Consider the following 25,806-nt stretch of genomic DNA (forward strand, 5'->3'; position numbering starts at 1 on the left):
AAGCTGGTGATTCAATCTATGTGACTAATTTTCTCTTTCTTTTAGTTGGACGATTCCCATTCCAACTAAAAGAACGATTCCCAACACACTTGAAATGACTTCAAAGTTGGTGGTCATTCCAGTTTGCGGCAAATAAAGTCCTTCCTTACGAGTACTGCTTACTTGAGGGAGATTTTCATCCACCGTCTCTGATCTTTCTTGTTGGTAGTTAACAGCTAGTGGTACCAGCGTATTCTTCTTGCTAGTCTCAACTGCTAATGAACCTGACTCGTATGGTATATAATCCTTGTTTGGTGTCTGCTCTTTCTGATCCACAGTATGCACAAGGGTATCCAGTGGATATTCTGGTAGGGGTTCTTCAACCAGTGGAAGGACCTGATAAGTTTCATCCTTTTCATTTGGAACATACCAAGCATAGCGAAGACTACTTTTTTGAACAGTTGGTATTTCTGCTACGATGGACTGTGTTTTCAAGCGATAGGAATACGGATCATCCGTCCAGACATAGTTACTATCAAAGGTAGTAAAGACCAAGCCCAGTTTATGCCCCTTCTTAACCGTGTAAAGGTTTGGTTGTAGATAGACGGTGTAGTTCCGAAACTCTCCAAGCTTGGGATCGATGCTACTACTTGAGCTAGCGGAGGCATAGCTTGCATCTGGATTGGCTAGGTTGATCCAACCAGAAGAGATAACCTTATACTTGGTTTTAATGGTTCCAAATTGCTTGTTAGGAATGTTTTTCAAATTACTTCCCATCCAGTAGCCTGTTTCAGAAAGGGTATTGAGAGGCATTTCTTGGTACTTGTAGCCTGCTTCATCATAAGTGATCTTATTGGATGCAACATCAAATTTCTCATCAGAGAGATCGACCAGTTGCACATTCACTTGATAGTCTTTGTGCTTTTGATCAGTCAGCTTGGCTAAGGCAGCTTGGAAATGGACAGGAATATGCCCTTTAATGGTCACATCTTCTGTCACTTCTGCTGTAAACAAAGCATTGGCAGTAGAGGATTGTTTGGTGGTATGAGAATCACGATTGGTCCAATCCATCCCTGCACCATAGTAATCATTATCAATGGTTTCTTCCTCACGTCTAGAAAGGGTCTTCAAGGTCAATTGATTGCTAGACTTCCAGCTAGAATAATGTTCCCATTTAGATGGATCATAGTTATTAGACACGGTTACTTCTGGTAAAGACTCTACCTGATTTTCTGCATCATATAGGTAGTGACTAAACCATTGATTGAGAAGGTCACTGACACTTTGTTGCCCCTCTTTAATTCCGAAGCGTTTATTGACAGGATAGATATGATCTCCTTGATAGAGATAGAGCTTCACGGGCTGGCCAGCCTTTTTCAGAGTCTCATACATCAGGTCAAAATGTTTGGTTCTGACATTATCATCATTCAACCCATGCATGACTAGGGCACTGGCCTTGAATTTTTCTGGATGAAGGGTATAATCGCGATTTTTCCAGATGTCGCTATAATTATAGCCATGTTTATGTTGGTCGCGATTCAACTGAGTAATGTAGCGGGCATAGTCCTCTTTAATTCTGTTCCAATCAGCCGGATCTAGAATCCGATTGGATACATAGACAGACAAATGTGACAAATCTCTATAAGGACCCACGTTAAAGGTCGTTCCTTGGCTGTTGTAATAATCATACCAACTCGCAATTCCAGCCGCAGGGACGATAGTCTTCAAGCCTTCGACCCCTGTCGCAGCCACTCCAAAGGTAGTGGTCCCTGCCCATGACAATCCCGTCATACCGACTTTTCCATTCGACCAGTCTGCTTTAATAGCAATATTCGATGTCTTATCTGTATAAGCAACCCGTTTGCCATTTAGCCATTCAATGACACTCTTATAACCAGCTACTTCCAAGTCACTTCCTGTTGTATTGATTCCCTCCGACTGATAGCTTCCCAAACCTGATGTGGTAACGACCGCATAGCCTCTCACCAAGAAATAGTTGTACCAGTTAATATTTTCATAATCGTAGCGTGTGAAGGTTGCATCACTTTCGTTTGGATTTTTATAGTACCAATCTTTGGAATCTGCCTTTTTAGCATGTTCTAAAGTTGTGGTAGAACCAGTTTGACGACGAGGATCTATATAACGATAGAGTTTCTTGTTGTCAAACTCGCCCTCCTCTTTTAGACCAATTTCTCCAAGGGTTTCCTTATTGGTCGTCCCCGCCACATAAGGACTTGCTTCATAGATGGTCGAAGCCTTATAATCTCCATTGGCAGCTGCTTTCGGAAGTTGGACAAATGTTTTAATGAGATCCCTTTTCCCATCACCATCTGTATCATAATCTGACTCAACATAGACAACAAAGCGGACAATGTCACTATTTTCATTGGAATAGCCTGTTTCTACATCACCCGGAGTAAAAGGGAAAATAGGTTGGGTCTTTCCATTAAGGATGAGAGGTTCTTTTTTCTCTGCACGATAGGCCTCTCTTAATTTCTTAGCGATTGAAATCATATGGTTTAGATTCTGGACCGGCTCATCCTTGCCTACTCCATCTGGAATCATCCCCAAGCTCTTTGCAAACTCAAGTCGATCTTCAAGCGTTGCACCTGTTTGGTCCGGTTTGGACTCCGCCCATTTCAGCAACTCGTCTGCTGTTTCCCCTATGGTCAAATTTTGATTTGCCACATTTGGATTTTCAATCAAACTAGAGAGTTTTCCAGACGTTTCTGAAACCGACAAAGGTTTCGGTAATCCTCCTAAAGTATCGTCAGTTTCAGTTAGCTTGCTAGCGTCCCCCTCCACTGGGCGCTCTATCTCAGCATCTGCCTCCACTACTGACTCAAGGCTTGCAGTTTCAGACTGGGCATTTGTTTGTGAATTCTCAGTAGAAATAGCTTCTGGAGAACGAACTAGCTCAGAAACTGCTTCGGTCGGCTTTTCAGCCTGTTCCTCAGCTTGAACCTGATTGGCTATTACTATAGGCGATAGTAATAAAGCAGAAAGAATAAAAGTAAGCTTCTTTTTCCTCATAATGAAACTCCTTTAAAATTGTAGAGATTTGAAAGAAGGAAGGCCTTCAAATAAAAATGATAGCGTTTACAACTTCATTGTAGTCTCTCTACACTTTATAGTCAAATCAAATAAAAAGGTATCATAAAAATATAATCTTTCTGAAAGTTGAGATAATTGAAAGAACCTATGAGAAAGGTATTTTCGTTTTCAATTCTTCTTTTCACACAAAAAAAGCAAGTTTCAATCCGGTTTTTACTGGTAGAAACTTGCTTTAGCTTTTATAGAATTTTATCCTACTTCCGATACATCTTCACTTGTAGGTAGAGGTCGTTATAGATGCCCAACCACTTCTTACCAAGTTGTTCATAGACTTCTAAGTTCTTTAGTGTGTCATCACTTGGGTAGAAGGCCTGGTCCTCTTGGACCTCTTTTGGTAGCATCTTCTTAGCTACTTTGTTCGGTGTGGAATAACCGACATAGAGAGCGTTCTTATATGCATTTTCTGGGCGAAGCATGAAGTTGATAAAGGCATAAGCTGCTTCTTTATTCTTCACGGTCTTTGGAATGACAATGTTGTCAAACCAAAGGTTGCTAGCTTCTGATGGGACGACATAGCGGAGGTCCTCATTGGCCTCTAGCATTTGACTGGCTTCACCGGAGAAGGTCACCCCAATAGCCGCATTGTTTTGGATCATGTAGCCTTTCATTTCGTCGGCTACAAGAGCCTTGATATTGGGCATCAAGGTATAGAGCTTATCAACAGACTCTTTCAATTGCTGAGGATCCTTGGAGTTGAGGCTGTAGCCTAAGCTATTGAGTCCAATCCCCATGACCTCACGCGCCCCATCGTACATCATAATGTCATTCTTGTACTCTGGTCTCCATAGATCAGCCCAGTGTTCTGGGGCCTTGTCGACCATCTTGGTGTTGTAGATGATACCAAGAGTCCCCCAGAAGTAAGGAACTGAATACTGATTGTCCGGATCAAAATCCAGGTTCAGGAAACGAGGGTCGATATTGTCTAAGCCTTTCAGTTTAGACTTATCCAACTTTTCAAGCAGGTTCTCGTCCATCATCTTGGCGATCATGTATTCACTTGGGATAGCAATATCGTAAGCCGTCCCCCCTTGCTTGATCTTGGTGTACATGGCTTCATTGGAATCAAATGTATTGTATTGGACTTGAATGCCTGTCTCCTTGGTAAATTCCTTGAGCAATTCTGGATCGATATAGTCTCCCCAGTTGTAGATGACCAACTTGTCACTGTCTTTTGGATTGGTCTTGGCTTCAAGACGGGCACTTAGTCCCGCTAACACGAGGATGACCACGACAATCCCTAGCAAGAATGAATAGAGTTTTTTCATACTGTCTCCTCCTTCTCTCTAGTGATGAAGTAATAGCCGACCACCAGTAAGATACTGAAGAGGAAGACCAAGGCAGAAAGGGCATTGATATTCAACGAAATCCCTTGACGAGCCCGTGAGTAGATCTCAACAGACAAGGTCGTAAAGCCATTTCCTGTGACAAAGAAGGTCACCGCAAAGTCATCCAAGGAATAGGTAAAGGCCATAAAGTAACCAGCGATGATGGCAGGTGTCAAATAAGGAAGCATAATCTCCTTCAACATCTGTACCTGAGTAGCTCCTAGGTCATAGGCCGCATTGACCATATCACGGTTCATTTCCTTCAAGCGTGGCAAGACCATCAAGACCACGATTGGAATAGAAAAGGCCACGTGACTCATCAAGACAGAAGCAAAGCCCAGCTGGAACTTGATGGTCGTAAAGAGGATCAGGAAGCTAGCTCCGATCATCACGTCAGGTGCCACCATAAGGATGTTATTGATGGACAAAAATGGTCCTTCAAACTTCTTCTTAGACTGGTAAATGTAGATCGCCCCAAAGGTCCCAATAATAGTCGCAATCAAGGCTGATAAGAAGGCTAAGAGGAAGGTCTGTGAGAGGATCAACATGAGACGAGTATCCTCAAAGAGACTTTGGAAATGCTCCAAAGTAAAACCTGTAAAAGCATTCATATCCCCGCCAGCATTAAAGGCATAGGCAATCAAGTAAAAGATTGGTAGATAAAGGAGCAAGAAAATCAATCCTAAATAGATACGTGAAATCTTTTTCATCGTTCACTCCTTTCTCTCGTTACCCACATGACTAAGAGCATAGCAAGGATCAAGACCACCCCAATGGTGGATCCCATTCCCCAGTTTTGCGTCGTAAGGAAGTGCTGCTCGATGGCAGTCCCAAGGGTAATGACCCGGTTTCCTCCGATCAAACGCGTCAACATGAAGAGACTCAAACTTGGAATAAAGACTGATTGGACACCGGAGCGAACCCCGTTCATAGACAGTGGGAAGACAACTCGACGGAAGGTATCCCACTTGTTAGCTCCTAGGTCATAGCTAGCATTGATGAGGTTTGGATCCAAATCATCCAATACATTGAAGATAGGAAGAATCATAAAAGGCAACTCAATGTAACTAGCAACAAAGATGAAAGAAAAGTCCGTAAAAAGGATCTGTTGCGGACCGATTCCGATGAAGCTCAAGAATTGGTTAATAGATCCCCCTTGACCAAAAATCCCGATAAAGGCATAAGCCTTGAGCAAGAGGTTGACCCAGGTCGGAAGGACAATCAGCATGAGCCAGAGTTGGCGATGTTTGAGCTGAGTCAAAAAATAAGCTGTAGGGTAAGAAATCAAGAGCGTCACAAAGGTGACGATTCCAGCATAGAGAATGGAGTTAAAACTCATCTTGAGGTAGGTCCAATTCTGCGCTGTAAAAAAGGTTTGGTAGTTCTCTAAGGAACCTTGTCCTTGGACATTGACAAAGGATTGCCAAATAATCAAAACTACGGGAGCCAAGACAAAGAGGAGGATCCAGAGAAAGTAGGGAACCACAAAGAGGTTAGAGGTTGTTTTCTTCATCTCTTTCCTCCTCGATGGCATTGATCAATCCGGCTTCTTGCTCTTCCACTTCTACGTATTCTTCGATCCGAGCATCAAACTCTTCTTCCGTTTCATTGAGACGCATGACGTGGATATCTTCTGGCTCAAAGTCCAGACCGATTTCCTCACCCACGATAGCCTTACGGGTTGAGTGGATCATCCACTCATTGCCCAATTCATCATAGGCGATGATCTCATAGTGTACCCCACGGAACAGTTGGGTATCCACTTTTACCTGGAGCTTACCTTCTTCGGGCAGGGTGATTCGCAAGTCTTCGGGACGAATGACGACTTCGACCGGTTCGTTTGGTCTCATCCCTCCATCGACTGACTCAAAGCGTTTACCGTTGAATTCTACTAAGTAGTCTTCAATCATGATCCCTGGAAGGATATTGGACTCACCGATAAAGGTCGCAACAAAATGGTTAATGGGCTCATCGTAGATATCAACTGGCGTTCCTGATTGGACGATTTCTCCTTCGTTCATGACAAAGATCCAGTCACTCATCGCTAGCGCTTCTTCCTGGTCGTGGGTTACAAAAACAAAGGTAATACCCAAGCGTTGTTGCAATTCACGGAGCTCATACTGCATGTCAGTCCGTAACTTCAAGTCAAGGGCAGACAAGGGCTCATCCAAGAGGACTACTCGCGGTTCATTGATAATCGCCCGTGCAATGGCTACCCGCTGGCGTTGACCACCAGAAAGTTTCTGGATGGACCGTTTCTCAAAGCCTCCCAATTGCACCATCTTGAGGACTTCTGTTACTCGTCTCTCGATTTCAGACTTGTCGACTTTCTTCAAACGGAGAGGGAAAGCAACATTCTCAAACACATTCATATGTGGGAAAAGGGCATAGGATTGGAAGACGGTATGGACGTCCCGTTTATTGGTCGGTACATCATTGATCCGAACACCATCCAAGAGGACATCTCCTGTCGAAGCGTCTAATAAACCAGCAATGATGTTCAGAATCGTTGATTTACCAGATCCTGAAGCACCGAGGAGGGTATAGAATTTCCCTTCTTCCAACTCAAAGTTGATGTCTTTGAGAACCACTGTATCACTGTCTTCAAATACTTTTGAGACATTTCTAAACTCAATAATTGGTTTTTTCAATTCACATAAATTCCTTCTTTTTCATGCGTTTCCTTCTGAGACCAACCATTAGTCTCATAGGCTGACGAGCGGACCCGTCAGACCACCAACACCTCTCGGGGACTTATAAGACTGCCCCACCTATTTTCGGTATCGATAGGCACTCACCCCCCTTCTAAAGTAGGAAGGGTCTACCCTATAGTAGCCCCTATTCCATCTCGAACCGTTAATTTTTCCCAATAATACGGACTTCGCGCTCCAAGGTCACCCCAGCTGATTTTTCAACTGTCGCAATGACATGGGCAATCAAGTCTTCATAATCTTTGGCAGTACCATGATCGACATTAATCATAAAGCCGGCATGCTTTTCAGAAACCTCCACGCCACCAATTCGATGCCCTTTCAATCCTGCTTCACTGATCAATTGACCCGCAAAGTGCCCGACTGGTCGTTTAAAGACCGAACCACAAGACGGATACTCAAGTGGTTGCTTAAGCTCACGCAAATGAGTCAGGCGAGCCATTTCTTGATCGATCTGATCATAATTACCAGGTGCTAAGGCAAACTTGGCAGAAATCACTACGTCACCAGTTTCTTGAATCTTGGAATGGCGATAGCCAAAAGCTAATTCTTCTGCTGTTAAGGTTTTAATTTCTCCTTCTGGCGTCAAGACCTTACATGATTGAAGAATATGGGCAATCTCACCGCCATAGGCACCAGCATTCATATAGACTGCTCCACCGATGCTACCTGGAATCCCACAAGCAAATTCAAAGCCTGTCAAGCTATGGTAGCGGGCTACATGAGTCACATCAATTAGCTTAGCTCCCGCCTCCGCTTCAATCACATAGCCATTGACTCGGACGTCATGGAAATGATCAAACATGATCACAAAGCCTTCAATCCCACTGTCACGGACGATAATATTGGAAGAATTCCCCAAGACCATCCAAGGAATTTCCTGAGCATTAGCAAAGGTGACAATTCGTTTTAATTCATATTGATTGCGTGGAAAGGCTAAATAATCTGCCGCTCCTCCAACCTTGGTATAGGTGTATTGTTTGAGTGGCTCATTGAACAAAATCTCAATACCAGCCAACTCCTCTTTGATATGCTTTAGGATTTCCATCTCACAACTCTCTTCTATACGTTATCTTATCCATTATAACAAAAACTAGCCCACTTTTCGACCCAGAAGTAAAAAACAGAAGCAGCCAAAGGACCGATTCTGTTTTAATTCTTTAAACAAGGGTTAATTGAATTAGCCAATCTTACGTGCAATGCCACGTGTCTTATGAGTGGACAAGGCTGAACTAATGGCAACACCACCCCCAATAATAGTGAAGACTGCCAACATAAAGAAGTTAAAGAAGTATTTTTCAGGTGCTTCACCATTTAGAACAAGGGTATTGATCAAATCAAATCCATCACTAAAGTCGACTCCAAGTTGCTTAACTGCTTCTAAAGCGTAGTCAAATTGTTGCACGAGAACGATAGTCACTAACAAGAGAATGCTAGAAATAACTGCTCCAAGTTTACTAAATTTCTTCCCTAAGATTTCATAGCCTTTGACAACACAGATACCAAGGATAAAACCAGCATAAAAAGCTACGTAGCCGAGGCGGGCAATGAAAAGAGTAACAGCTCCTCCGATAATGGCACCAATAAAGGCACCGACTGTTCCAAGAAGGACATTTTCTTTCTGACTATTATACGAATCCGTTTCAATCTTCAGTTGAGTACTGAGCTCTTGGAAGCTATCTTCGTTCATCAAGAAGAGGGAATCTCCAATCTGATAGAGACCAACTGGGCCTTTTTCACCAGAGTAGCCACAAACAGTGTAGAAGCCATTGGTTTGCAAAAATTGCAGGATTTCTGTTAAGGCTTGACGAATGTTTTCAATTGTTTTTGCTTTAGTCATTCCAGCTTTTACAGTGAAAGTTGTGACATATTGGTTGAGGCTAATGCTCTTCAAAACAGAAGAGTCTTTCACCATTTGATGCAATTGAGCCGCTGCTTCTTCTGCATCATCACGTGAAACAGAAAGCGCAATGCTGAAGACATTTTTTGTGTCTGTTTCACTCATTAAGAAGAAATAGCCAGAGTTCTCCCCATAAATAGATGAAGTTTCAGGATCATACTGGAATCCAAGTTCCGTAGCAAGTTGATGACGTTCAAAGTCTTTCATTAGAATTACAATCTCCTTTACAATTCTATCTATCTTACGAATAATTGTTTATTATCCTAAAATAATTTGATAGACAAATGATTTATAGAACTATTTTATCATAGATAAATAAAATTAGATAGACTAATTTAGCCTATCTAATCATTTTTTCAACAAATCAGGATTCGCTGCCCTCAATCTTCACACCAGTTGTGTCAATTTTTAAAGAGAAGACCTGACCATTTAAGTCCTTAGATTCCAAGTCTTTGGCAAAGGCTTCTGCATGTTCAACAGGGAGTAAGGTCATAATAGTTGGACCTGCACCAGAAAGGTAAGTGGCATAAGCACCGTGTTGATGTGCAACTTCTTTCACCTGAGGGAACTCTACAACCAACTGTTGGCGGTAGCGTTCATGGAAGCGATCCGCTTCGATAGCTTTCCCTGCGACTCTCAAGTCTCCCTTAGCAAGGGCGGCAATAGCCACGTTTGCGATTGCACTAGCTGCAACAGCCTCCTTATAAGTCCACTCACTTGGAAGGACATTTCGACTATCGCTGGTCTTGAGTTCGTAATTGGGAACAAAGGCTACCAAAGCACATTCAGGGAAGGGAAGGACCAAATGATTGGTCTGCTGATCCACATAGCTCGCTACGACCAGATTTCCAAAAATGGCTGGCGCTACGTTATCCGGATGACCTTCGATTTTTGTCGCAATTTCTAGTTTATCTTCATCACTTAGGGTTAGCTTGCCCAGTTGATTTGCCAACTCAATCCCCGCTACGATAACAGAGCTGGATGACCCCAAACCACGCGCCAAAGGCACTTCACTGGTCATCTTGAGACGATGAGGAGGCAAATCAGATGCAACTTGGAGAGCGGTTTGAAGCAAGAGATTCTCTTCATTGCTTGGGATTTCCTCTCCCAAGTCATGTTCAATCCACCAGTTTTCTTGAGCTTCTAGCACATCAATGGTCAAATACTTAGAAACAGCGATTCCAACAGAATCAAATCCTGGACCGACATTGGCACTGGTCGCTGGTACTGTAATTCTCATCTTATTCTCCCAATACTTTAAAGGTATTCAACAAGGTAAAGTCAGCTTCAGCATCAATTTTCTCAATGATGTGGTGCAATTGTGTTTGATTCAATTGGTGAGTGATAATCACAACACGAGCCACAGAATCTTTGGCACCTGCTTGGAGAACCTGCTTAAAGGAAACATCTTCTTGGTTGAAAATTTGTGCCAACTTGAGCAATTGTCCCTTCATATCTGGAGTTTGAATAGAGAAGTAATAATCACTCTTCACATCTTCTGGTTTAGCCAATTGCACAGGACGGCTGTATTCGTTAAAGGCTTTTCCAATTGTTCCCTCATTGAGGCGACGAACAATGCGAATAATGTCAGCGACTACACTAGTGGCTGTTGGTTTTTGACCTGCACCAGGACCATAGTACATGGATTCCCCGATTCCGATAGACTCCACATAAACGGCATTCATGACACCATTCACGCCTGCTAGTGGGTGTGCTTTTGGTAAGAAGGTTGGAGTTACTTCTGCTGAGAGACCTGAAGGAGTTTCTTCGATAGATCCCACCAATTTGATTACATAGCCTAAACTTTGAGCCACAGCAACATCCTCAGGAGTAATGTTGCGGATCCCCTTATGACCTACTTGGTCAAACTGAACGTTCATCCCAAAAGCAAACTGGCTCAAAATCACCATTTTGTAGGCTGCATCAATTCCATCTACGTCATTGGTTGGGTCACTTTCCGCATAGCCCAACTCTTGAGCCTTAGCTAAAGCATCTTCATAAGACCAGCCCTCTTCGACCATCTTGGTCATCATAAAGTTGGAGGTTCCATTGACTACACCCAGGACGCGAGTCACTTTATCTGCAGCGAGAGAGTTTACCAAGGTCCGAAGAATTGGAATCCCTCCAGCTACTGCTGCTTCATAATAGAGGGCAACGCCATGCTCTTTGGCAATCGCAATCAACTCAGCTCCATGAACAGCAAGCAAATCTTTATTAGCTGTTACGACATGTTTTCCAGCTTGAAGAGCACGGGTAATAAAGGTCTTAGCTGGCTCAATTCGACCCATCAATTCAACAACGATGGCAATGTCTTTGTCTTCAATGATCTCATCAACATTTGTTACAAAGTTAAAGTCATTCCCTGCAGCTAATAAGCGGGCTTTCTCTTCTTCATCCTTGACAAGAACTTTAGCTACTTCAATTTCAGACTGAGCAGCTTGGCTGATCTTCTCATGGTTTTCTTTTAATAAAAATGGTACGCCACTGGCAACAGTACCAAATCCTAGTAAGGCAATTTTTACAGACATGTTGGTCTCCTTAAAAATCTAATATAGTCTATTATATCAAAAACAAACCCCTTCTGACTAGTTCTATGGTTCTCTTCCTTTAGAAGAACACTTCTTTTCCGGATTAAAACCTCCACATCAACGCAACTCCCAAATCATTCCTTCAAAAGTCAAGGATATTCCCCGTAATTTTACTCTATTTGTAACTTTGTCTTAAAGAGATTTCCTGCCCCTATGATATAATGATAATGAATTAGAAAGGGGTCTCTATGAATCACCGAAAAAGACATGTCCCAAAGAAAATACGATTGCTACTAATTTTAAATGCTTTTCTCCTATCCTGCATCTTCATTTTAGGTATCTTCCTATTGATACGAGTTGTAACAACTCCAGGTGTAAACAAACAAGAAGCAGAAACAAGCCAGACTGCGAAACAGACAGGCTCCACTACTAAATGGGTAAAACAAGATCAACCTGTAAAAATTCCAATTCTCATGTACCACGCTGTTCACACGATGGCTCCTTCTGAAGAAGCCAATGCTAATCTCATTGTGGCACCAGAAACCTTTGAGAGTCATCTCAAAGCTCTTAAAGAAGCCGGCTACTATACCTTGACGCCTGAGGAAGCCTATCGGGCACTCACTAAAAATGAACTGCCTGAAGGGAGAAAAGTCGTTTGGTTAACGTTTGATGATGGAATTGCTGACTTTTATACCATAGTCTATCCACTCTTAAAAAAATACCAAATGACCGCAACCAACAATATCATTACTTCCTTTTCTGACGAGGAAAGACCCAGTGTTTTAACCTTCGATCAAATCAAAGAAATGAAAGCGCAAGGTATGACCTTTGAAAGTCATACGGTATCTCACCCAGACTTGGCTCAATCAGATAGCTCTCGTCAGGAATCTGAACTCGCAAATTCCAAACAAGTACTAGATAAGAAACTCCATCAAACCACTACCACCATTGTCTACCCTGCCGGTCGCTACTCTGATGTCACCATGGAACTAGCAGAAAAAAATGGCTACAAAATGGGCTTAACGACCAATAATGGACTAGCCAGTCTAGATGATGGCCTTTACTCACTAAATCGCCTGCGAATCTTACCGACTACGACAGCAAAAAACCTACTTGCAGAAATGCAAACCAATCCATAAGTACAAAAAAGCACGAGTCCGAATGACTCGTGCTTTCGTTCTCCATAATGGAGGCTTTTATTTCGATTTGATGTAGTTCACACCATCTGCTTTCGGTGCAACCGACTTACCAAAGAAGGCTGCTAGGACAATGATGGTCAATACATACGGGGCAATACGGAGGTAAACTCCTGGAATATGGGCAAGGAAAGGAATCTGCGTAGATACAACTGCCAAGGCTTGTGAAAGTCCAAAGAATAGACTGGATAGCATGGCACCGATTGGGCTCCATTTACCAAAAATCATGGCCGCTAGGGCGATAAATCCTGGTCCCACAATGGTAGTGGCAGAGAAATTGACAGAAGCAGATTGTGCATACAAGGCACCCCCAACTCCTCCTAAGAATCCAGAGATGAGCACACCATAGTAACGCATGAGGTAAACATTGATACCGAGGGTATCCGCAGCTTGAGGATGTTCACCAACTGAGCGAAGGCGAAGACCGAATTTCGTCTTAAACATGATAAACCATGCTACAAATGAAAATGCAATCGCTACATATCCCATTAAGCTAGTATTCTTGAAGAAGATATCACCAATGACAGGAATATCAGACAAGAAAGGAAAATCAAATTTACCAAATGACAAATCGATATTGTTGGTTTGACCTTTTCCGTAGATGGCTTTTACCAAGAAGACGGCTAAGGCAGGAGCCAACAAGTTCAATACCGTACCACTAACCACATGGTCAGCACGGAAGTTAATAGTCGCTACCGCATGGAGCGCGGAGAAAATAAGACCAACCAAACCGCCTGCAAGGAGAGAAAGCCAAATTGTCATGCCACCAAGAGAGCCAGCAAAAGTCAAGTTAAACACGACTCCTGTGAAAGCTCCCATAACCATGATCCCTTCCAAACCGACATTAACGACACCAGCATGTTCGGAGTAGGCACCTCCGATACTAGTGAAAATGAGGGGAGCAGCATAGACCAGCATATTCGATACAAGAATCGTTAGTATAGCAACAATATTCATCCTTACTCTACTCCTTTCATTTGTTTTTTAGGCTTGATGTATTTTTCGATAATATAGTGAGCACTTACAAAGAAGATGATTGAAGCTGTCACAATATTGACAAGTTCTGGTGGAATAGTCGCTGTGGTCATACCTGGCGCACCTGTTTGCAAGGTTCCAAGCAAGAAGGCCGCAAAGACAATCCCAATAGGAGAATTGCTAGCAAGGAGAGCCACTGCCATCCCATTAAATCCAACAGCCAAGGAACCAGCTTGAACATAAACGTTCTGGAAGGTACCAATCCCTTCTACAGCTCCTCCAATCCCACAAAGGGCACCTGAAATCACCATGGAAAGGATGATGGTACGTTTAGCTGACATCCCTGCATAGTCTGAAGCATTCGGGTTGAGACCAACGGAACGGATTTCAAAACCAAGTGTTGTTTTCTTAATAATGAACCAAATAACTGCAACAGCAATCAAGGCGATAAAGATACCGATATTCATCCGTGACTTAGTCAATTCCGTCAGAAAGCCTAAACGATAACTTGCATTTGCCCCAACTGTAATACTGGATTCAGAATCGACCATGAACTTTTTAGGGAAGTTCCGGATAATTTCATTTCCAGCAAACAGTACGATGTAGTTCATCATAATAGTAACGATGACTTCACTCGTCCCCAAAAATGCTCGCAGAAGTCCTGGAATCAAACCAATGAGACCACCGGCAATTGCAGCCACAAGGACCGTCAAAGGAATCATTAGGATACGCGGAATATCTGGGAAGGACAAAGCAAACCATACTGCCGCAATCCAACCAGCTAAGGCTTGTCCTGGTAAGCCGACATTGAAAAATCCAGCTCGACTGGCTACCGCAAATCCGAGAGCGATCAAAATCAGCGGCCCCATAGTACGGAAAATTTCACCCACATTTTTAATGGAACCAAAAGCTGTCTTGAAGAGTTCTTCATAACCCCAAAGAGCATCATAACCAAAGATCCACATGATAATGGCTCCGAGGATGATTCCTAGGATTACAGAAATAAAAGGAATAGCAATTTGTCTTGTATTTTTATTCATTTGAAGCCTCCTTGATTTCTCCACCAGCCATAAGAATACCAAGCTCTTGTTTGTTGGTCTCAGATGGCTTCACAATACCTTGGATTTTTCCATCATGAATAACAGCAATCCGGTCGGATAGATTTAGAATTTCATCTAATTCGAAGCTGACAACGAGGACGGCTTTCCCTTTATCACGTTCACCAATCAAACGTTTATGGATGTACTCAATCGCACCAACATCCAAACCACGTGTCGGTTGGCTAACGATTAACAAATCTGGATTCCGATCAACTTCACGAGCAATAATGGCCTTTTGTTGATTTCCTCCTGATAGAGCACTTGCTGGCACAATCTCGTTGGCTGCACGAACATCAAATTCTTCCATCAACTTGCGGGCATAGGAATTAATTTGATTGTAATTTAAGACACCGTTTTTGCTAAGTGGTTCTTTGTAGTAAGTTTGAAGTGCGATGTTTTCAGAAAGCATCATTTCAAGCACAAGACCATCACGATGACGATCTTCAGGCACGTGGCTGACATTCATTTCAGTAATCTTACGTGGGGAAAGTCCAACAACTTCTTGTCCCTTAATTTTGATACTACCTGATTTGACTTTACGGAGTCCGGTAATAGCCTGAATCAATTCACTCTGACCATTCCCATCAATCCCTGCAATCCCGACAATTTCGCCTGCACGAACATCAAGAGATAGCTCTTTGACCGCAGGAACACCACGGTTTTCATTCACGACTAAATCAGAAATTGCAAGAACCACTTCTTTAGGCTGTGCTTCTTCTTTTTCTGTTACGAAAGAAACTGAGCGCCCAACCATCATTTCTGCCAAATCTTTATTGGTAGCACCTTCGATACCAACGGTTTGAATAGATTTACCACGACGAATAACTGTGACACGGTCTGCAACGGCACGAATTTCATCTAGTTTGTGAGTGATAAGGATGATAGATTTCCCTTCTTTAACAAGGGTTTTCATGATTTCCATCAACTCCAAAATTTCAGCAGGAGTTAACACTGCAGTAGGCTCGTCGAAAATCAGAATATCAGCTCCGCGATAGAGCGTCTTCAAGATTTCTACACGTTGTTGAGCACCGACAGAAATATCTTCAACTTTTGCGGTAGGATCCACAGCTAAGCCGTAGCGTTCTGACAACTCAAGGATATCTGCATTAGCTTTTTTCAAATCTAATACACCTTTATTAGTAACTTCGCTACCAAGAATGATATTTTCTGCAACAGTGAAAGCTTCCACCAACATGAAGTGCTGGTGAACCATCCCGATCCCTAGAGAAGCAGCCTTTGAAGGAGAATCTAGTTTTTCAGACTTCCCATTGACCACAATTTCTCCGCTCGTTGGTTCCAAAAGACCAGCCAACATATTCATCAGGGTTGATTTCCCAGCTCCATTTTCACCAAGAAGTGCATGAATTTCACCTTTACGCAATTCGAGGTTGATTTTGTCGTTTGCGACAAATTCACCAAAGATTTTGGTAATTTCACGCATCTCAATGACGTTTTCGTGTGCCATTCGAATATTCCTTTCTAGAAAACTATATTTTATTTCAGTAGGACCTGCTAAACGAGTTAGTAAGTTCTATTGAGACAAAATGTCTCAACACCTCATAAAAAAGCGACCCAAGAAGGATGGATCGCTTCTGGAAGGTTTTATTTCTCAGGTGCTTTTACACTACCATCGATAATTTGTTTTTTAGCATCTTCTACTGCTTTTTTAGCATCTTCAGAAAGATTAGAAGTTGTCAAATCAACACCACCATCTTTCAAACCAAATGTGATCACTTTTCCACCTGGGAATTTGCCATCAGCAGTTTGAGTTGCGATTTCTTGAACAGTTTTACCAACTTGTTTCAAAGTAGAAGCCAATACGAAGTTAGATTCTTTACCATCTTTTGAAGTGTATTTACCTTCATCAACTTGGTCACGGTCTACACCAATAACCCAAACTTTTTCGTCTTCATTTTTCTTCTCGTTCAAGTCTTTAGCTTCCTTGAAGACACCAGCTCCTGTACCACCAGCAGCTTGGTAAATAACGTCAGCTCCTGCAGCGTATTGTGTCGCTGCAATGGTTCTACCTTTTTCAGGGTTGTTGAAGTCTTCAGCATATTGTACGTCTACTGAAATGTCTTTGTTTACAGACTTCACGCCTGCTTCAAATCCTTTTTCAAAACGAGTGATAACTTCACCACGTGCTCCACCGATGAAACCAACTTTGTTAGTCTTAGTTGTTTTGGCAGCAGCAACCCCTGCAAGATAAGCAGCTTCATTATCTGCAAAAACAGCAGATGCTACGTTCTTTTTATCTCCTACAACAGAGTCAATGATAACATAGTTGATATCAGCATTTTCATCTGCAGCAGCTGTAACAGCTGGAGCAAGTTTGTAACCAACACCGTAAACTAATTTGTAGCCGTTTGTAGCAGCTTGGCTGAAGTTATTCGCGAAATCTGCTTCACTTGTAGATTGGAAGTAAGTAAAGCCGTTATCTTTAGAAAGACCGTTTTCTTTACCCCAAGCTTGTAGACCTTCCCATGCAGATTGGTTGAATGATTTATCATCAACACCACCTGTGTCAGTAACGATAGCAGCTTTTAAATCAGTTTTTGCATCTGAAGAATCTTTGCGAGACGCACGATTTCCACATGCAGCAAGTCCGATTGCAGCGACAGTTACTAGACCTAGGCCTAACCATTGTTTCTTGTTCATTTCTGAACCTCCTAAATAAGATATGCAACTAAGTTGCGGATTAATGAAAGGGTCAATAGACCGCCTTTACAGATGTTACTAGGTAAGATCTGTAAAGGAATATGGAAGCAATTCCTTGACCGTCATCACGACCGTCGATTTATCTTTGGCTACCAGAGTAACCGGTAGGTCTGGCTCGAAAAATTCAGCCATCACCTGGCGACAAGCACCACAGGGTGAAACTGGTTTTTCCGTCTGACCATAAATAATTAATTCCTTAAATAAACGCTCTCCTTCTGAAACAGCCTTAAAGATGGCTGTCCGCTCGCCACAATTGGTCAAGCCGAAGCTCGCATTTTCAATATTGACGCCTGTATAAATCTTCCCCTCATCTGTCACAAGAACAGCTCCAATTGGAAAATGAGAATAAGGTACATAAGCATTCTCACTTGTTTTTACAGCTAGGTCAATCAACTCAGTAGTCGCCATGGGCTACTTCTCCCTTCATGATGGCTACTCCAGAGGAAGTGCCGATTCGGTTAGCACCCGCTTGGATCATGGCTTGTGCATCCTCATAGCTACGAGTACCTCCAGATGCTTTCACTCCCATATCCGGTCCAACAACCTGGCGCATGAGGGCAACATCCTCAACAGTTGCTCCTCCAGTAGAGAAACCAGTTGAAGTTTTGACAAAGTCTGCTCCTGCCAATTTGGCAATCTGGCAAGCCACTACTTTTTCAGTTTCAGTTAACAAGCAGGTTTCGATTATCACTTTTACCAAGCGATCACCACTTGCATCTACAACAGCCTGAATGTCCTCTTCTACTAATGTCAGATTTTTTGATTTCAAGGCACCGATATTGATGACCATATCGATCTCATCGGCTCCATTTTGGATGGCATTTTGAGTTTCAAATGCTTTAACAGCTGGTGTATTTGCGCCAAGAGGGAAACCAATCACTGTACACACTTTTACATCTGAATCCCGAAGTCCTTCTGCAGCGAAGTTGACCCAGGTCGGTTGGACACAAACACTTGCAAAATCATATTCTTTCGCTTCTTCGATCAAAGCCTCGATTTGTTCTTGTTGTGCATCAGGTTTTAATAATGTGTGGTCAATATATTTGTTTAATTTCATTAATAAATCTCCCCCAAATGAATTACGAAACAATTTCAATAATTTCTGAAACGCTTACAACCTTGTCTAGTATTTTAACATTTTTTTGGAATTCTGCAATGGTTTTTTGACTAATTTCTAAATTTGTATAAATAGTTGCAACAAGGTCGCCTTTTTGAACAGGATCCCCAACTTTCTTAGCAAAAACAATCCCTGTTTCATAATCTAAATCATCTGATTTGACTGCTCTGCCAGCCCCAAGACGCATAGCGAAGAGTCCGTGTTCCATCGCAGGCAAGGCTGCAATATAGCCATCCTCTTCTGCATAGACAGGCACTTGTTCTTTTACCTGAACTGGACGATAGAGATCGTCTAAATCTCCACCTTGAGCAAGGACCATTTCTTCAAACTTCTTCAGTGCTTTGCCAGCTGTCAGATGCTGCTTGATTTCTTCCAAGCTGGCCGTCACCCCGCCGAGTTCAAGCATAATTTGAGCCAATTCACAAATGAAGTGAGTCACATCTTCTCTGCCTTTGCCTTGAAGAATATCTAAGGCTTCAAGAATTTCGAGACGGTTCCCGATGCTGGTTCCTAAAGGCTGGCTCATATCCGTCAAGACAGCAATGGTCTTACGACCAACAGCATTACCAAGATCCACCATGGTACGAGCCAGTTCACGCGCCTCTTCAATGGTCTTCATAAAGGCTCCTTCTCCAACGGTGACATCGAGAAGGATGGCATCCGCTCCAGCCGCAATCTTCTTACTCATGACCGAGCTGGCAATCAATGGAATTGTATCAACCGTCGCTGTTACATCCCGAAGTGCATAGAGAAGCTTATCCGCCATGACCAATTGGTCCGACTGTCCAATGACAGAAAGGCCAATCTCTTGTACTTGTTTAATGAACTCTTCCTGGGTCCGCTCAATTTGGAATCCTTTAATGGATTCTAGCTTATCGATGGTCCCCCCTGTATGTCCAAGACCACGACCGCTCATCTTGGCAACTGGGACGCCAAAACTAGCCACTAGAGGTGCCAGTACAATTGTTACTTTGTCCCCTACACCACCTGTTGAGTGTTTGTCCACCTTGATGCCTTTAATAGCGGAAAGGTCGAATTGCTCCCCTGTCTCCACCATCTTCATGGTCAAATCTGAAATTTCTCGGGTCGTCATCCCCTTGAAATAAACCGCCATGGCAAAGGCAGCCATTTGATAATCAGGTACTGTTCCAGCCACATAGCCTTCGATCAACCAATGAATCTCATCTTTACTCAACTCAATGCCATCACGTTTTTTCTGAATGATATCTACAGCTCTCATGTGACTTTTTCACTCCTTAAAATATAATAACCTTTGTCTTTTTTGAGGATTTCACAATTCCCAAAGACTTCCTCCATTTTGGCCTTCGCACTTGGAGCTCCCTGCTTTTTCTGGATGACAATGGTTAAGTCTCCACCAGGATTCAAATGGTCAAAACTTCCAGAAAGCACTTCATGGACTACCTTTTTTCCAGCCCGAATGGGAGGGTTACTGATAATATGATCAAAACTTCCCTCAACCTGATCATAAACATTTGATTGAAAGATAGTAGCTTCGACCTTATTTAAAGCCGCATTTTTCTTAGCTAGATCTAAAGCCCGTGTATTGACGTCTACCATAGTAGCATGGATTCCTTGGGCCTTGACCAAAGAAAGCCCAAGTGGCCCATAGCCACAACCGACGTCTAAAATCGACTCCCCTTGCTGAAAAGACAGACAAGACAAGAGGACCTGGCTCCCAAAATCGATCATTTTCTTACTAAAAACGCCCGCATCCGTCAAAAATTTCATCTGCTCTCCTAGAAGGACCACATCTAACTCGTGGATATCATGTTGAGCATCTGGATGTTCATCATAGTACATTTTACTCATATTAGCATTATAGCATAATTTAACCTATTTTTAAATCGTTTACAGAAGATCTTAAAACTGATATACTAAAGGTCACTATGGAGGAAAGGCTTGCAATGGATAAAGAATTTCTACACTTCGAAAAGATCAATCGACAAACTTGGCAAAATCTCCACCGGAAATCAACCCCTCCTCTATCTGAAGAGGAATTGAATTCAATCAAGAGTTTTAACGACCTCATTAGTTTACAAGATGTGACAGACATTTATTTACCGCTGACACACTTAATCCAAATCTACAAAAAAGCGAAAGAGGATTTAGCATTCTCAAAAGGCATTTTTCTCCAACAGGAAAGTAAAAAACAGCCTTTTATGATTGGAATTTCAGGGAGCGTGGCTGTCGGCAAATCAACGACTAGTCGTCTCCTTCAAATCCTTCTTTCTCGGACCTTTTCAGATTCTACTGTTGAATTGGTGACCACCGATGGCTTCTTGTATCCCAACGCCACCTTGATTGAACAAAACATTCTCAATCGCAAGGGCTTCCCTGAAAGTTATGATATGGAGCTCCTTTTGGATTTCCTCAACCAGCTCAAAAATGGGCAAAGCTATCAAATCCCTGTCTATTCTCACGAGATTTATGATATCGTCCCTGACCAGAAGCAAACCATCCAAGCTGCGGACTTCATTATCGTTGAAGGGATCAATGTCTTTCAGAATCCCCAAAACGATCGGCTCTATATGACAGACTTCTTTGACTTTTCCATCTATGTGGATGCTGAGGTTGCCAATATTGAGTCCTGGTATATCGATCGCTTTAAAAAGTTGTTAGACCGTGCGAAAGATGACCCAAGCAACTACTACCACCGCTTTACTAAGCAACCTGAAGAAGAAGTCCTCGCCTTCGCTCATCAGGTATGGGAGTCGATCAATCTCTTAAATCTAAAAGACTATATCGAGCCCACCCGTAACCGAGCCGAACTGATCCTGCACAAATCTGCCAACCATGAGATCGACGAAATCTATCTCAAGAGATAAGAGTTTTAAGACAAAATGATCTTTAAAAAAATAGCGATTCGAATAAAAATTAGTTTGGGCTTGTCAAAAGAAAAGTTTTCAGATATAATAAGAGAGTTAGAATATCATTGGAGGTGAAAAAATTGGCAAACATTAAATCAGCTATCAAACGCGCTGAATTGAACGTTAAACAAAACGAAAAAAACTCAGCTCAAAAATCAGCTATGCGTACTGCAATCAAAGCTTTTGAAGCAAACCCATCTGAAGAACTTTACCGCGCTGCTAGCTCAGCTATCGATAAAGCAGAAACTAAAGGTTTGATCCACAAAAACAAAGCTAGCCGTGATAAAGCACGTCTTGCAGCAAAACTTGGCTAATCAAGCATTGCATACAAAATGAGCTCCTCGGAGCTTTTTTTGTTGCTTCCAAATGAGGAGAAGACATGAAAATTATGATTATCGGCTATTCAGGATCTGGTAAGTCAACTTTGGCTGAAAACCTAGTCCGCTACTACTCCATTCCCAAGCTCCACATGGACACCCTTCAATTTCAACCGGGTTGGATAGACAGTGACCGGGATTGGATGGAGCAAGAAATGAAACAGTTTCTCAGCGAGCATAGAGACTGGGTCATTGATGGCAATTACTCTTGGTGCTGCTATGAGGAGAGAATGGAGCAAGCCGACCAGATTATCTTTCTCAACTTCTCTCGTTGGAACTGCCTCTATAGAGGATGGAAACGATACCGCCGTTATAAAGGTCGGGTCCGTGAGAGTATGGCAGCAGGCTGCCCTGAACGCTTTGACTGGGAATTCATCCGTTGGATTCTCTGGGATGGACGAACAAAAACTACCAGAGAAAGGTATCAAAACATCCACTCCACCTACCCCGAAAAATTCATCTCTCTCAAGAATCAAAAGGAACTGGACCGTTTCCTAGATAAAGTAAAAAATGATCTACTGGAATCGAAGTAAACACTCGATCTAGTAGATCATTTTTCTTATTTTCTTTTCTTTTGAGGAAACAAGGGAAGACCTAAGGAAGCCATCTTCTCCGCCGGCACCTTCATGCCATCCTTAATCCACTTGGCTAGGACAGAGACAATGGCTGAGCTGAGGAAGGAATTCAAATAGCTAGCTGGTCCTTGTGAGGATTTCTGACTTTTACTCCTCTTTTCCAGAAATTCATAAACGGCCTTGGTAAGCAGTTTCTCAAAATTATAATCGACGGCCAAGCTGATAATGCGGGCTTCCTTCTTGGCCTCTTTAAAGAGATAGACCCAAATCTGGTACAAATCGGTCTTAAAATTATAGCCTTCCAAAGACTTAGTAATCTTAGAAACAGTTGATTGGAAGATGGATTCGAGCAATTCTTCTTTTGACTCATAATTTCGGTAAAAAGCTGCGCGAGAAACTCCTGCTCTCTCCACCAATTCTGAAATGGTAATCTTTTTCAAGTCCTTTTTATCCAACAACTGAAGTAAGGAAATCTCCAAGGATTCGCGTGTGATGGCATTGCTTTCTTGGTTAGACCGTTTTAAATTTTCTAAGGATTTTTCGGATATCTTTCTTTCTGCCATAACACTTACTTTCTATCTGTATCATCTGAATGTATCTGCTTTCAGAGAATGCAACTTCATGATATAATTGTAAAAAAAGACTAACTACTTGTCAATGTACAATTTTTTACATTTTGAGGTAATAAAAATGAAATGGAAAATTATTGCAGATTCTGGCTGTGATTATCGTACTTATGAAAGTGCTGCACCAGATACTAGCTTTGTTTCAGTTCCCCTTACCATCCAGATTGGTGAGACCATCTATACAGACGACGCCAAGCTTGATACAGATAAAATGATGGAAGATATGTATGCGACTACTACTGCTTCCAAATCAGCTTGTCCTAGTCCTGATGACTATATGAAGGCCTTCGAGGGTGCTGATAATATCATCGTTGTTACCATCACTGGTACTTTGTCTGGAAGCCACAATAGTGCTCAGGTCGCAAAAAAACTTTATCTAGAAGACCATCCTGCAAGCAATATCCATGTGATCGATAGTTTATCAGCTGGTGGTGAAGTGGACCTCCTCGTCCGCAAACTCCATCAACTCATCGCCCAAGACCTTGACTTTGATCAAGTGGTCGAAGTCATCACTAAATACCAAGAAAAAACCAAACTGATTTTTGTACTGGCTAAGGTCGATAATTTGGTTAAAAATGGTCGACTTAATAAAATTATCGGAACGGTTGTCGGCCTCTTAAACATCCGTATGGTCGGCCAAGCTAGCGATACTGGAACCCTTGAGCTCCTCCATAAAGCCCGTGGCCAAAAGAAAGCTATTTCCACTACTTTTGAAGAAATGCTCAAAGCCGGCTATAAAGGTGGACACATCACCATCGCTCACCGCCGCAACGATAAATTCGTAGAACAACTCTCTGCCTTGGTCCATGAAAAATTCGCCAATGCGGATATTGAAGTTCTTCCGACCTCTGGCCTCTGCAGCTTCTATGCTGAAGAAGGTGGCCTCTTAATCGGCTATGAAATTTAACAACAAATTATAAAAGACTGGAACTCATTCCAGTCTTTTATAATGTAGACAAACTATTTTAAAGTAAAATAAGTTAAGCGATTCTGCAGAAATAGAAATGAGTTCCAATTTTTAAATCGATTCAAAAAAATACCAAAACTTTCCGCTGTGAGAAAAGTGCCTGAAACAATAACGTTTCAGGCACTCGGAATTATTGAGACCTTAGGCTCAATAATTAGTCTTGGAACTTCGAAGAAGTTCGCTGACGTCCGTACTCACCTAAGGAAAGTTTTTAATATGACTTTGTCTTCAATCTGAAAGGCTAGAACTCATTCCAGTATTTTAAAATACAGATTCCCTTCGGTCAGGACCAAAGGGAATCTTTTTTATTCACCAATTTCTTGGTTAAATTTATAAAAAGTACGTTTATAGATAGAAACAGTTGCAAGAGCTCCTATAGTTGCAATGAGAAGATAAATCACACTAGCAATCAAGGTGGTGAAGGCCACAGCAGAGAGATAGAAAGCAAATCCTATCAAAATCAGCATGACGATAATAAAGATAAAGATTAATAAGCCTCTCAGGGCAGCATTCCCTCTGTTACGGTTCATCAGATCTGTCACAGTCGACCAATTAGTCGTTAAGAGCTTGTAATCACGTCGAAAAGCGATTACACTCAAACTCAAACTGGTCAAAAACCAAATCAACAGCATAGCTAGAAGGGAGAGGAGATGGACCCCAAAGTAGCAAGATACCCCTACTAAGAGCACGATCGGTAAAGCAGACTGAACCGAAAAGAGGATCCAAAATTTTTTAAAACAATAGCGTTTAAAGTCAATCGGAAGGGCACGGAGATAAGCGAAATTTTCCCGCTCCAAGGAGATTCCAATACTGGTCAAGCTTTCCACAGAGTTGAAGACTCCAATCATAAAAGCAATCAACGATAAAGGAAGCAGGTATTGGGGCGTGAGGTAGTTTTCAATTTGGAGGGAAGCTCGCGATGCTCCTAAAAACAAGCCAAATGTGAACAGATAAGGGAAAATTGCCATCATGAAGATAACCTGCGTCAGCAAGGTACCATCACTCAGAAGCCGTTTATGGTAGGAAACGGTAAAGCGATGAAAGGCCTTCTGATCTCCTAGCTTCATCTGACTGACCCGCTCCTTGACCGCATGGCTAGAAGAAACCTCAAGGGCAGCATCATAGAAATGAGACAAGACCTGACTTTTTACCAGCCAAAGGAGGACTGCTAGAACCAATACCCAAGCCAACATCCCCACTAGTGCAGCTGAATCCAAAGGATTCAAGATAAAGGTATGGAAGACCTCTATCGGAGGAAAAATGCTGGGTTGAGTGACCAAATCACCAGCTACCGAGTGCTCTGACTGGAGCATATTGATATAGAGATAGGCTCCAATGGAAATGAGACTACTCAATCCAATGATGAGGTTAGACACCAAACTCGTGTGTTTCTTAAAGACAGCTGATTTGGTAATCAGATGGGATAGGAACAAGGTACCTAAAAAGAGGATGGAGAGGAGAATCATGGCACAAAGAAGGCCAAGAAGGAGCCCCACCAAAACATTTCCCCCTGCTTGAATAGGAAGAATGATGAAATAACTCAGCATTGGAAGCAGGGCCATCAGGAGCACTAAGATGACCGAAATACTCTTTCCTGCAATTACCTCTGCATCCGAAAAGGCATAGGGACGGTAAAATTGTAAATCCTTGCTTTCGTAAAAAACATTGTAAAAACTCATCAAGCCTTGGGATATGGCTAAGAGCGCAAAG

24 protein-coding genes are annotated in these 25,806 nt (G+C 42.3%); 5 read left to right on the forward strand and 19 right to left on the reverse strand.

The annotated features are described in order from the left end of the window. Window positions 1-24: 24 nt before the first annotated feature. The 9 genes from ACLOR3_RS07230 to ACLOR3_RS07270 form a co-directional block, all read right to left on the reverse strand. Window positions 25-3,012 carry a CocE/NonD family hydrolase gene (locus tag ACLOR3_RS07230; RefSeq protein WP_411399866.1) on the reverse strand — a complete coding sequence of 996 codons (2,988 nt, stop codon included), beginning with the start codon at window positions 3,010-3,012 and terminating at the stop codon, window positions 25-27. A gap of 275 nt (window positions 3,013-3,287) precedes the next feature. Continuing rightward, window positions 3,288-4,358, reverse strand: coding sequence for an ABC transporter substrate-binding protein (locus tag ACLOR3_RS07235; protein ID WP_411399867.1), 1,071 nt, complete (start codon window positions 4,356-4,358; stop codon window positions 3,288-3,290). Further along, on the reverse strand, window positions 4,355-5,128 hold the full coding sequence (locus tag ACLOR3_RS07240; RefSeq protein ID WP_048687979.1) for an ABC transporter permease: 774 nt from the start codon (window positions 5,126-5,128) through the stop codon (window positions 4,355-4,357). The genes ACLOR3_RS07235 and ACLOR3_RS07240 overlap by 4 nt, the downstream gene beginning before the upstream one ends. Beyond that, complete coding sequence (locus tag ACLOR3_RS07245) at window positions 5,125-5,931, reverse strand: ABC transporter permease (RefSeq protein WP_048687974.1); 807 nt, start codon at window positions 5,929-5,931, stop codon at window positions 5,125-5,127. Before ACLOR3_RS07245 ends, ACLOR3_RS07240 begins: the two co-directional genes overlap by 4 nt. Beyond that, on the reverse strand, window positions 5,912-7,069 hold the full coding sequence (locus tag ACLOR3_RS07250) for an ABC transporter ATP-binding protein (RefSeq protein WP_129821952.1): 1,158 nt from the start codon (window positions 7,067-7,069) through the stop codon (window positions 5,912-5,914). Before ACLOR3_RS07250 ends, ACLOR3_RS07245 begins: the two co-directional genes overlap by 20 nt. A gap of 205 nt (window positions 7,070-7,274) precedes the next feature. Next, window positions 7,275-8,177, reverse strand: coding sequence for a UDP-N-acetylmuramate dehydrogenase (gene murB / locus ACLOR3_RS07255; RefSeq protein ID WP_411399868.1), 903 nt, complete (start codon window positions 8,175-8,177; stop codon window positions 7,275-7,277). Window positions 8,178-8,309: 132 nt separating this feature from the next. Beyond that, window positions 8,310-9,236 carry a hypothetical protein gene (locus tag ACLOR3_RS07260; RefSeq protein WP_195323790.1) on the reverse strand — a complete coding sequence of 309 codons (927 nt, stop codon included), beginning with the start codon at window positions 9,234-9,236 and terminating at the stop codon, window positions 8,310-8,312. A gap of 157 nt (window positions 9,237-9,393) precedes the next feature. Continuing rightward, window positions 9,394-10,269, reverse strand: coding sequence for a homoserine kinase (gene thrB, locus ACLOR3_RS07265; RefSeq protein ID WP_411399869.1), 876 nt, complete (start codon window positions 10,267-10,269; stop codon window positions 9,394-9,396). 1 nt (window position 10,270) lies between these two features. Beyond that, window positions 10,271-11,557: a homoserine dehydrogenase gene (locus ACLOR3_RS07270; protein WP_223363571.1), complete on the reverse strand. Its 1,287-nt coding sequence runs from the start codon at window positions 11,555-11,557 to the stop codon at window positions 10,271-10,273. Between the two features lie 248 nt (window positions 11,558-11,805). Here ACLOR3_RS07270 and ACLOR3_RS07275 point away from each other — a divergent pair, with 248 nt between their 5' ends. After that, on the forward strand, window positions 11,806-12,696 hold the full coding sequence (locus ACLOR3_RS07275) for a polysaccharide deacetylase family protein (RefSeq protein ID WP_223356099.1): 891 nt from the start codon (window positions 11,806-11,808) through the stop codon (window positions 12,694-12,696). 57 nt (window positions 12,697-12,753) lie between these two features. Here the strand turns inward: ACLOR3_RS07275 and ACLOR3_RS07280 are convergent, their stop codons facing one another. From ACLOR3_RS07280 to ACLOR3_RS07315, 8 genes are all read right to left on the reverse strand, one after another. Then, complete coding sequence (locus ACLOR3_RS07280; RefSeq protein WP_195323786.1) at window positions 12,754-13,710, reverse strand: ABC transporter permease; 957 nt, start codon at window positions 13,708-13,710, stop codon at window positions 12,754-12,756. A 2-nt stretch (window positions 13,711-13,712) separates the two neighbouring features. Further along, a complete protein-coding gene (locus ACLOR3_RS07285; protein ID WP_048687948.1) occupies window positions 13,713-14,768 on the reverse strand; it encodes an ABC transporter permease in 1,056 nt (351 codons plus the stop codon). After that, window positions 14,761-16,293, reverse strand: coding sequence for an ABC transporter ATP-binding protein (locus ACLOR3_RS07290; protein WP_006596012.1), 1,533 nt, complete (start codon window positions 16,291-16,293; stop codon window positions 14,761-14,763). Before ACLOR3_RS07290 ends, ACLOR3_RS07285 begins: the two co-directional genes overlap by 8 nt. A 137-nt stretch (window positions 16,294-16,430) precedes the next feature. After that, complete coding sequence (locus ACLOR3_RS07295; RefSeq protein WP_048687944.1) at window positions 16,431-17,486, reverse strand: BMP family lipoprotein; 1,056 nt, start codon at window positions 17,484-17,486, stop codon at window positions 16,431-16,433. 78 nt (window positions 17,487-17,564) lie between these two features. After that, complete coding sequence (locus tag ACLOR3_RS07300; RefSeq protein WP_411399870.1) at window positions 17,565-17,954, reverse strand: cytidine deaminase; 390 nt, start codon at window positions 17,952-17,954, stop codon at window positions 17,565-17,567. Next, window positions 17,941-18,603 carry a deoxyribose-phosphate aldolase gene (gene deoC, locus ACLOR3_RS07305; RefSeq protein ID WP_061564122.1) on the reverse strand — a complete coding sequence of 221 codons (663 nt, stop codon included), beginning with the start codon at window positions 18,601-18,603 and terminating at the stop codon, window positions 17,941-17,943. The genes ACLOR3_RS07300 and deoC overlap by 14 nt, the downstream gene beginning before the upstream one ends. A gap of 22 nt (window positions 18,604-18,625) precedes the next feature. Beyond that, entirely contained in the window at window positions 18,626-19,903 is a 1,278-nt protein-coding gene (locus tag ACLOR3_RS07310; protein ID WP_125335879.1) for a pyrimidine-nucleoside phosphorylase, read from the reverse strand. Continuing rightward, complete coding sequence (locus tag ACLOR3_RS07315; RefSeq protein WP_314369200.1) at window positions 19,900-20,493, reverse strand: class I SAM-dependent methyltransferase; 594 nt, start codon at window positions 20,491-20,493, stop codon at window positions 19,900-19,902. Before ACLOR3_RS07315 ends, ACLOR3_RS07310 begins: the two co-directional genes overlap by 4 nt. A gap of 95 nt (window positions 20,494-20,588) precedes the next feature. On the opposite strand from ACLOR3_RS07315, the gene coaA reads away from it, so the two are divergent. The 3 genes from coaA to ACLOR3_RS07330 all read left to right on the forward strand — a co-directional run bounded on the left by coaA (window position 20,589) and on the right by ACLOR3_RS07330 (window position 22,461). Beyond that, window positions 20,589-21,509, forward strand: coding sequence for a type I pantothenate kinase (gene coaA / locus ACLOR3_RS07320; RefSeq protein WP_129269509.1), 921 nt, complete (start codon window positions 20,589-20,591; stop codon window positions 21,507-21,509). 107 nt (window positions 21,510-21,616) lie between these two features. Next, a complete protein-coding gene (gene rpsT, locus ACLOR3_RS07325; protein WP_023023719.1) occupies window positions 21,617-21,865 on the forward strand; it encodes a 30S ribosomal protein S20 in 249 nt (82 codons plus the stop codon). Between the two features lie 65 nt (window positions 21,866-21,930). Beyond that, on the forward strand, window positions 21,931-22,461 hold the full coding sequence (locus ACLOR3_RS07330; protein ID WP_411399871.1) for a DNA topology modulation protein: 531 nt from the start codon (window positions 21,931-21,933) through the stop codon (window positions 22,459-22,461). Window positions 22,462-22,487: 26 nt separating this feature from the next. Here ACLOR3_RS07330 and ACLOR3_RS07335 read toward each other — a convergent pair whose 3' ends face one another. Next, a complete protein-coding gene (locus ACLOR3_RS07335) occupies window positions 22,488-23,066 on the reverse strand; it encodes a TetR/AcrR family transcriptional regulator (RefSeq protein ID WP_006596003.1) in 579 nt (192 codons plus the stop codon). Window positions 23,067-23,193: 127 nt separating this feature from the next. On the opposite strand from ACLOR3_RS07335, the gene ACLOR3_RS07340 reads away from it, so the two are divergent. After that, the gene (locus tag ACLOR3_RS07340; protein ID WP_125335888.1) at window positions 23,194-24,036 is read left to right on the forward strand and encodes a DegV family protein; all 843 of its coding nucleotides are present in this window, start codon (window positions 23,194-23,196) and stop codon (window positions 24,034-24,036) included. A gap of 365 nt (window positions 24,037-24,401) precedes the next feature. On the opposite strand, the gene ACLOR3_RS07345 is transcribed toward ACLOR3_RS07340, so the two are convergent. Then, window positions 24,402-25,806: hypothetical protein (locus ACLOR3_RS07345; protein WP_412037107.1), on the reverse strand; the 1,405-nt coding region annotated here is incomplete at its 5' end.

The organism is Streptococcus intestinihominis, assembly GCF_046824975.1.
Classification (GTDB): Bacteria; Bacillota; Bacilli; order Lactobacillales; family Streptococcaceae; genus Streptococcus.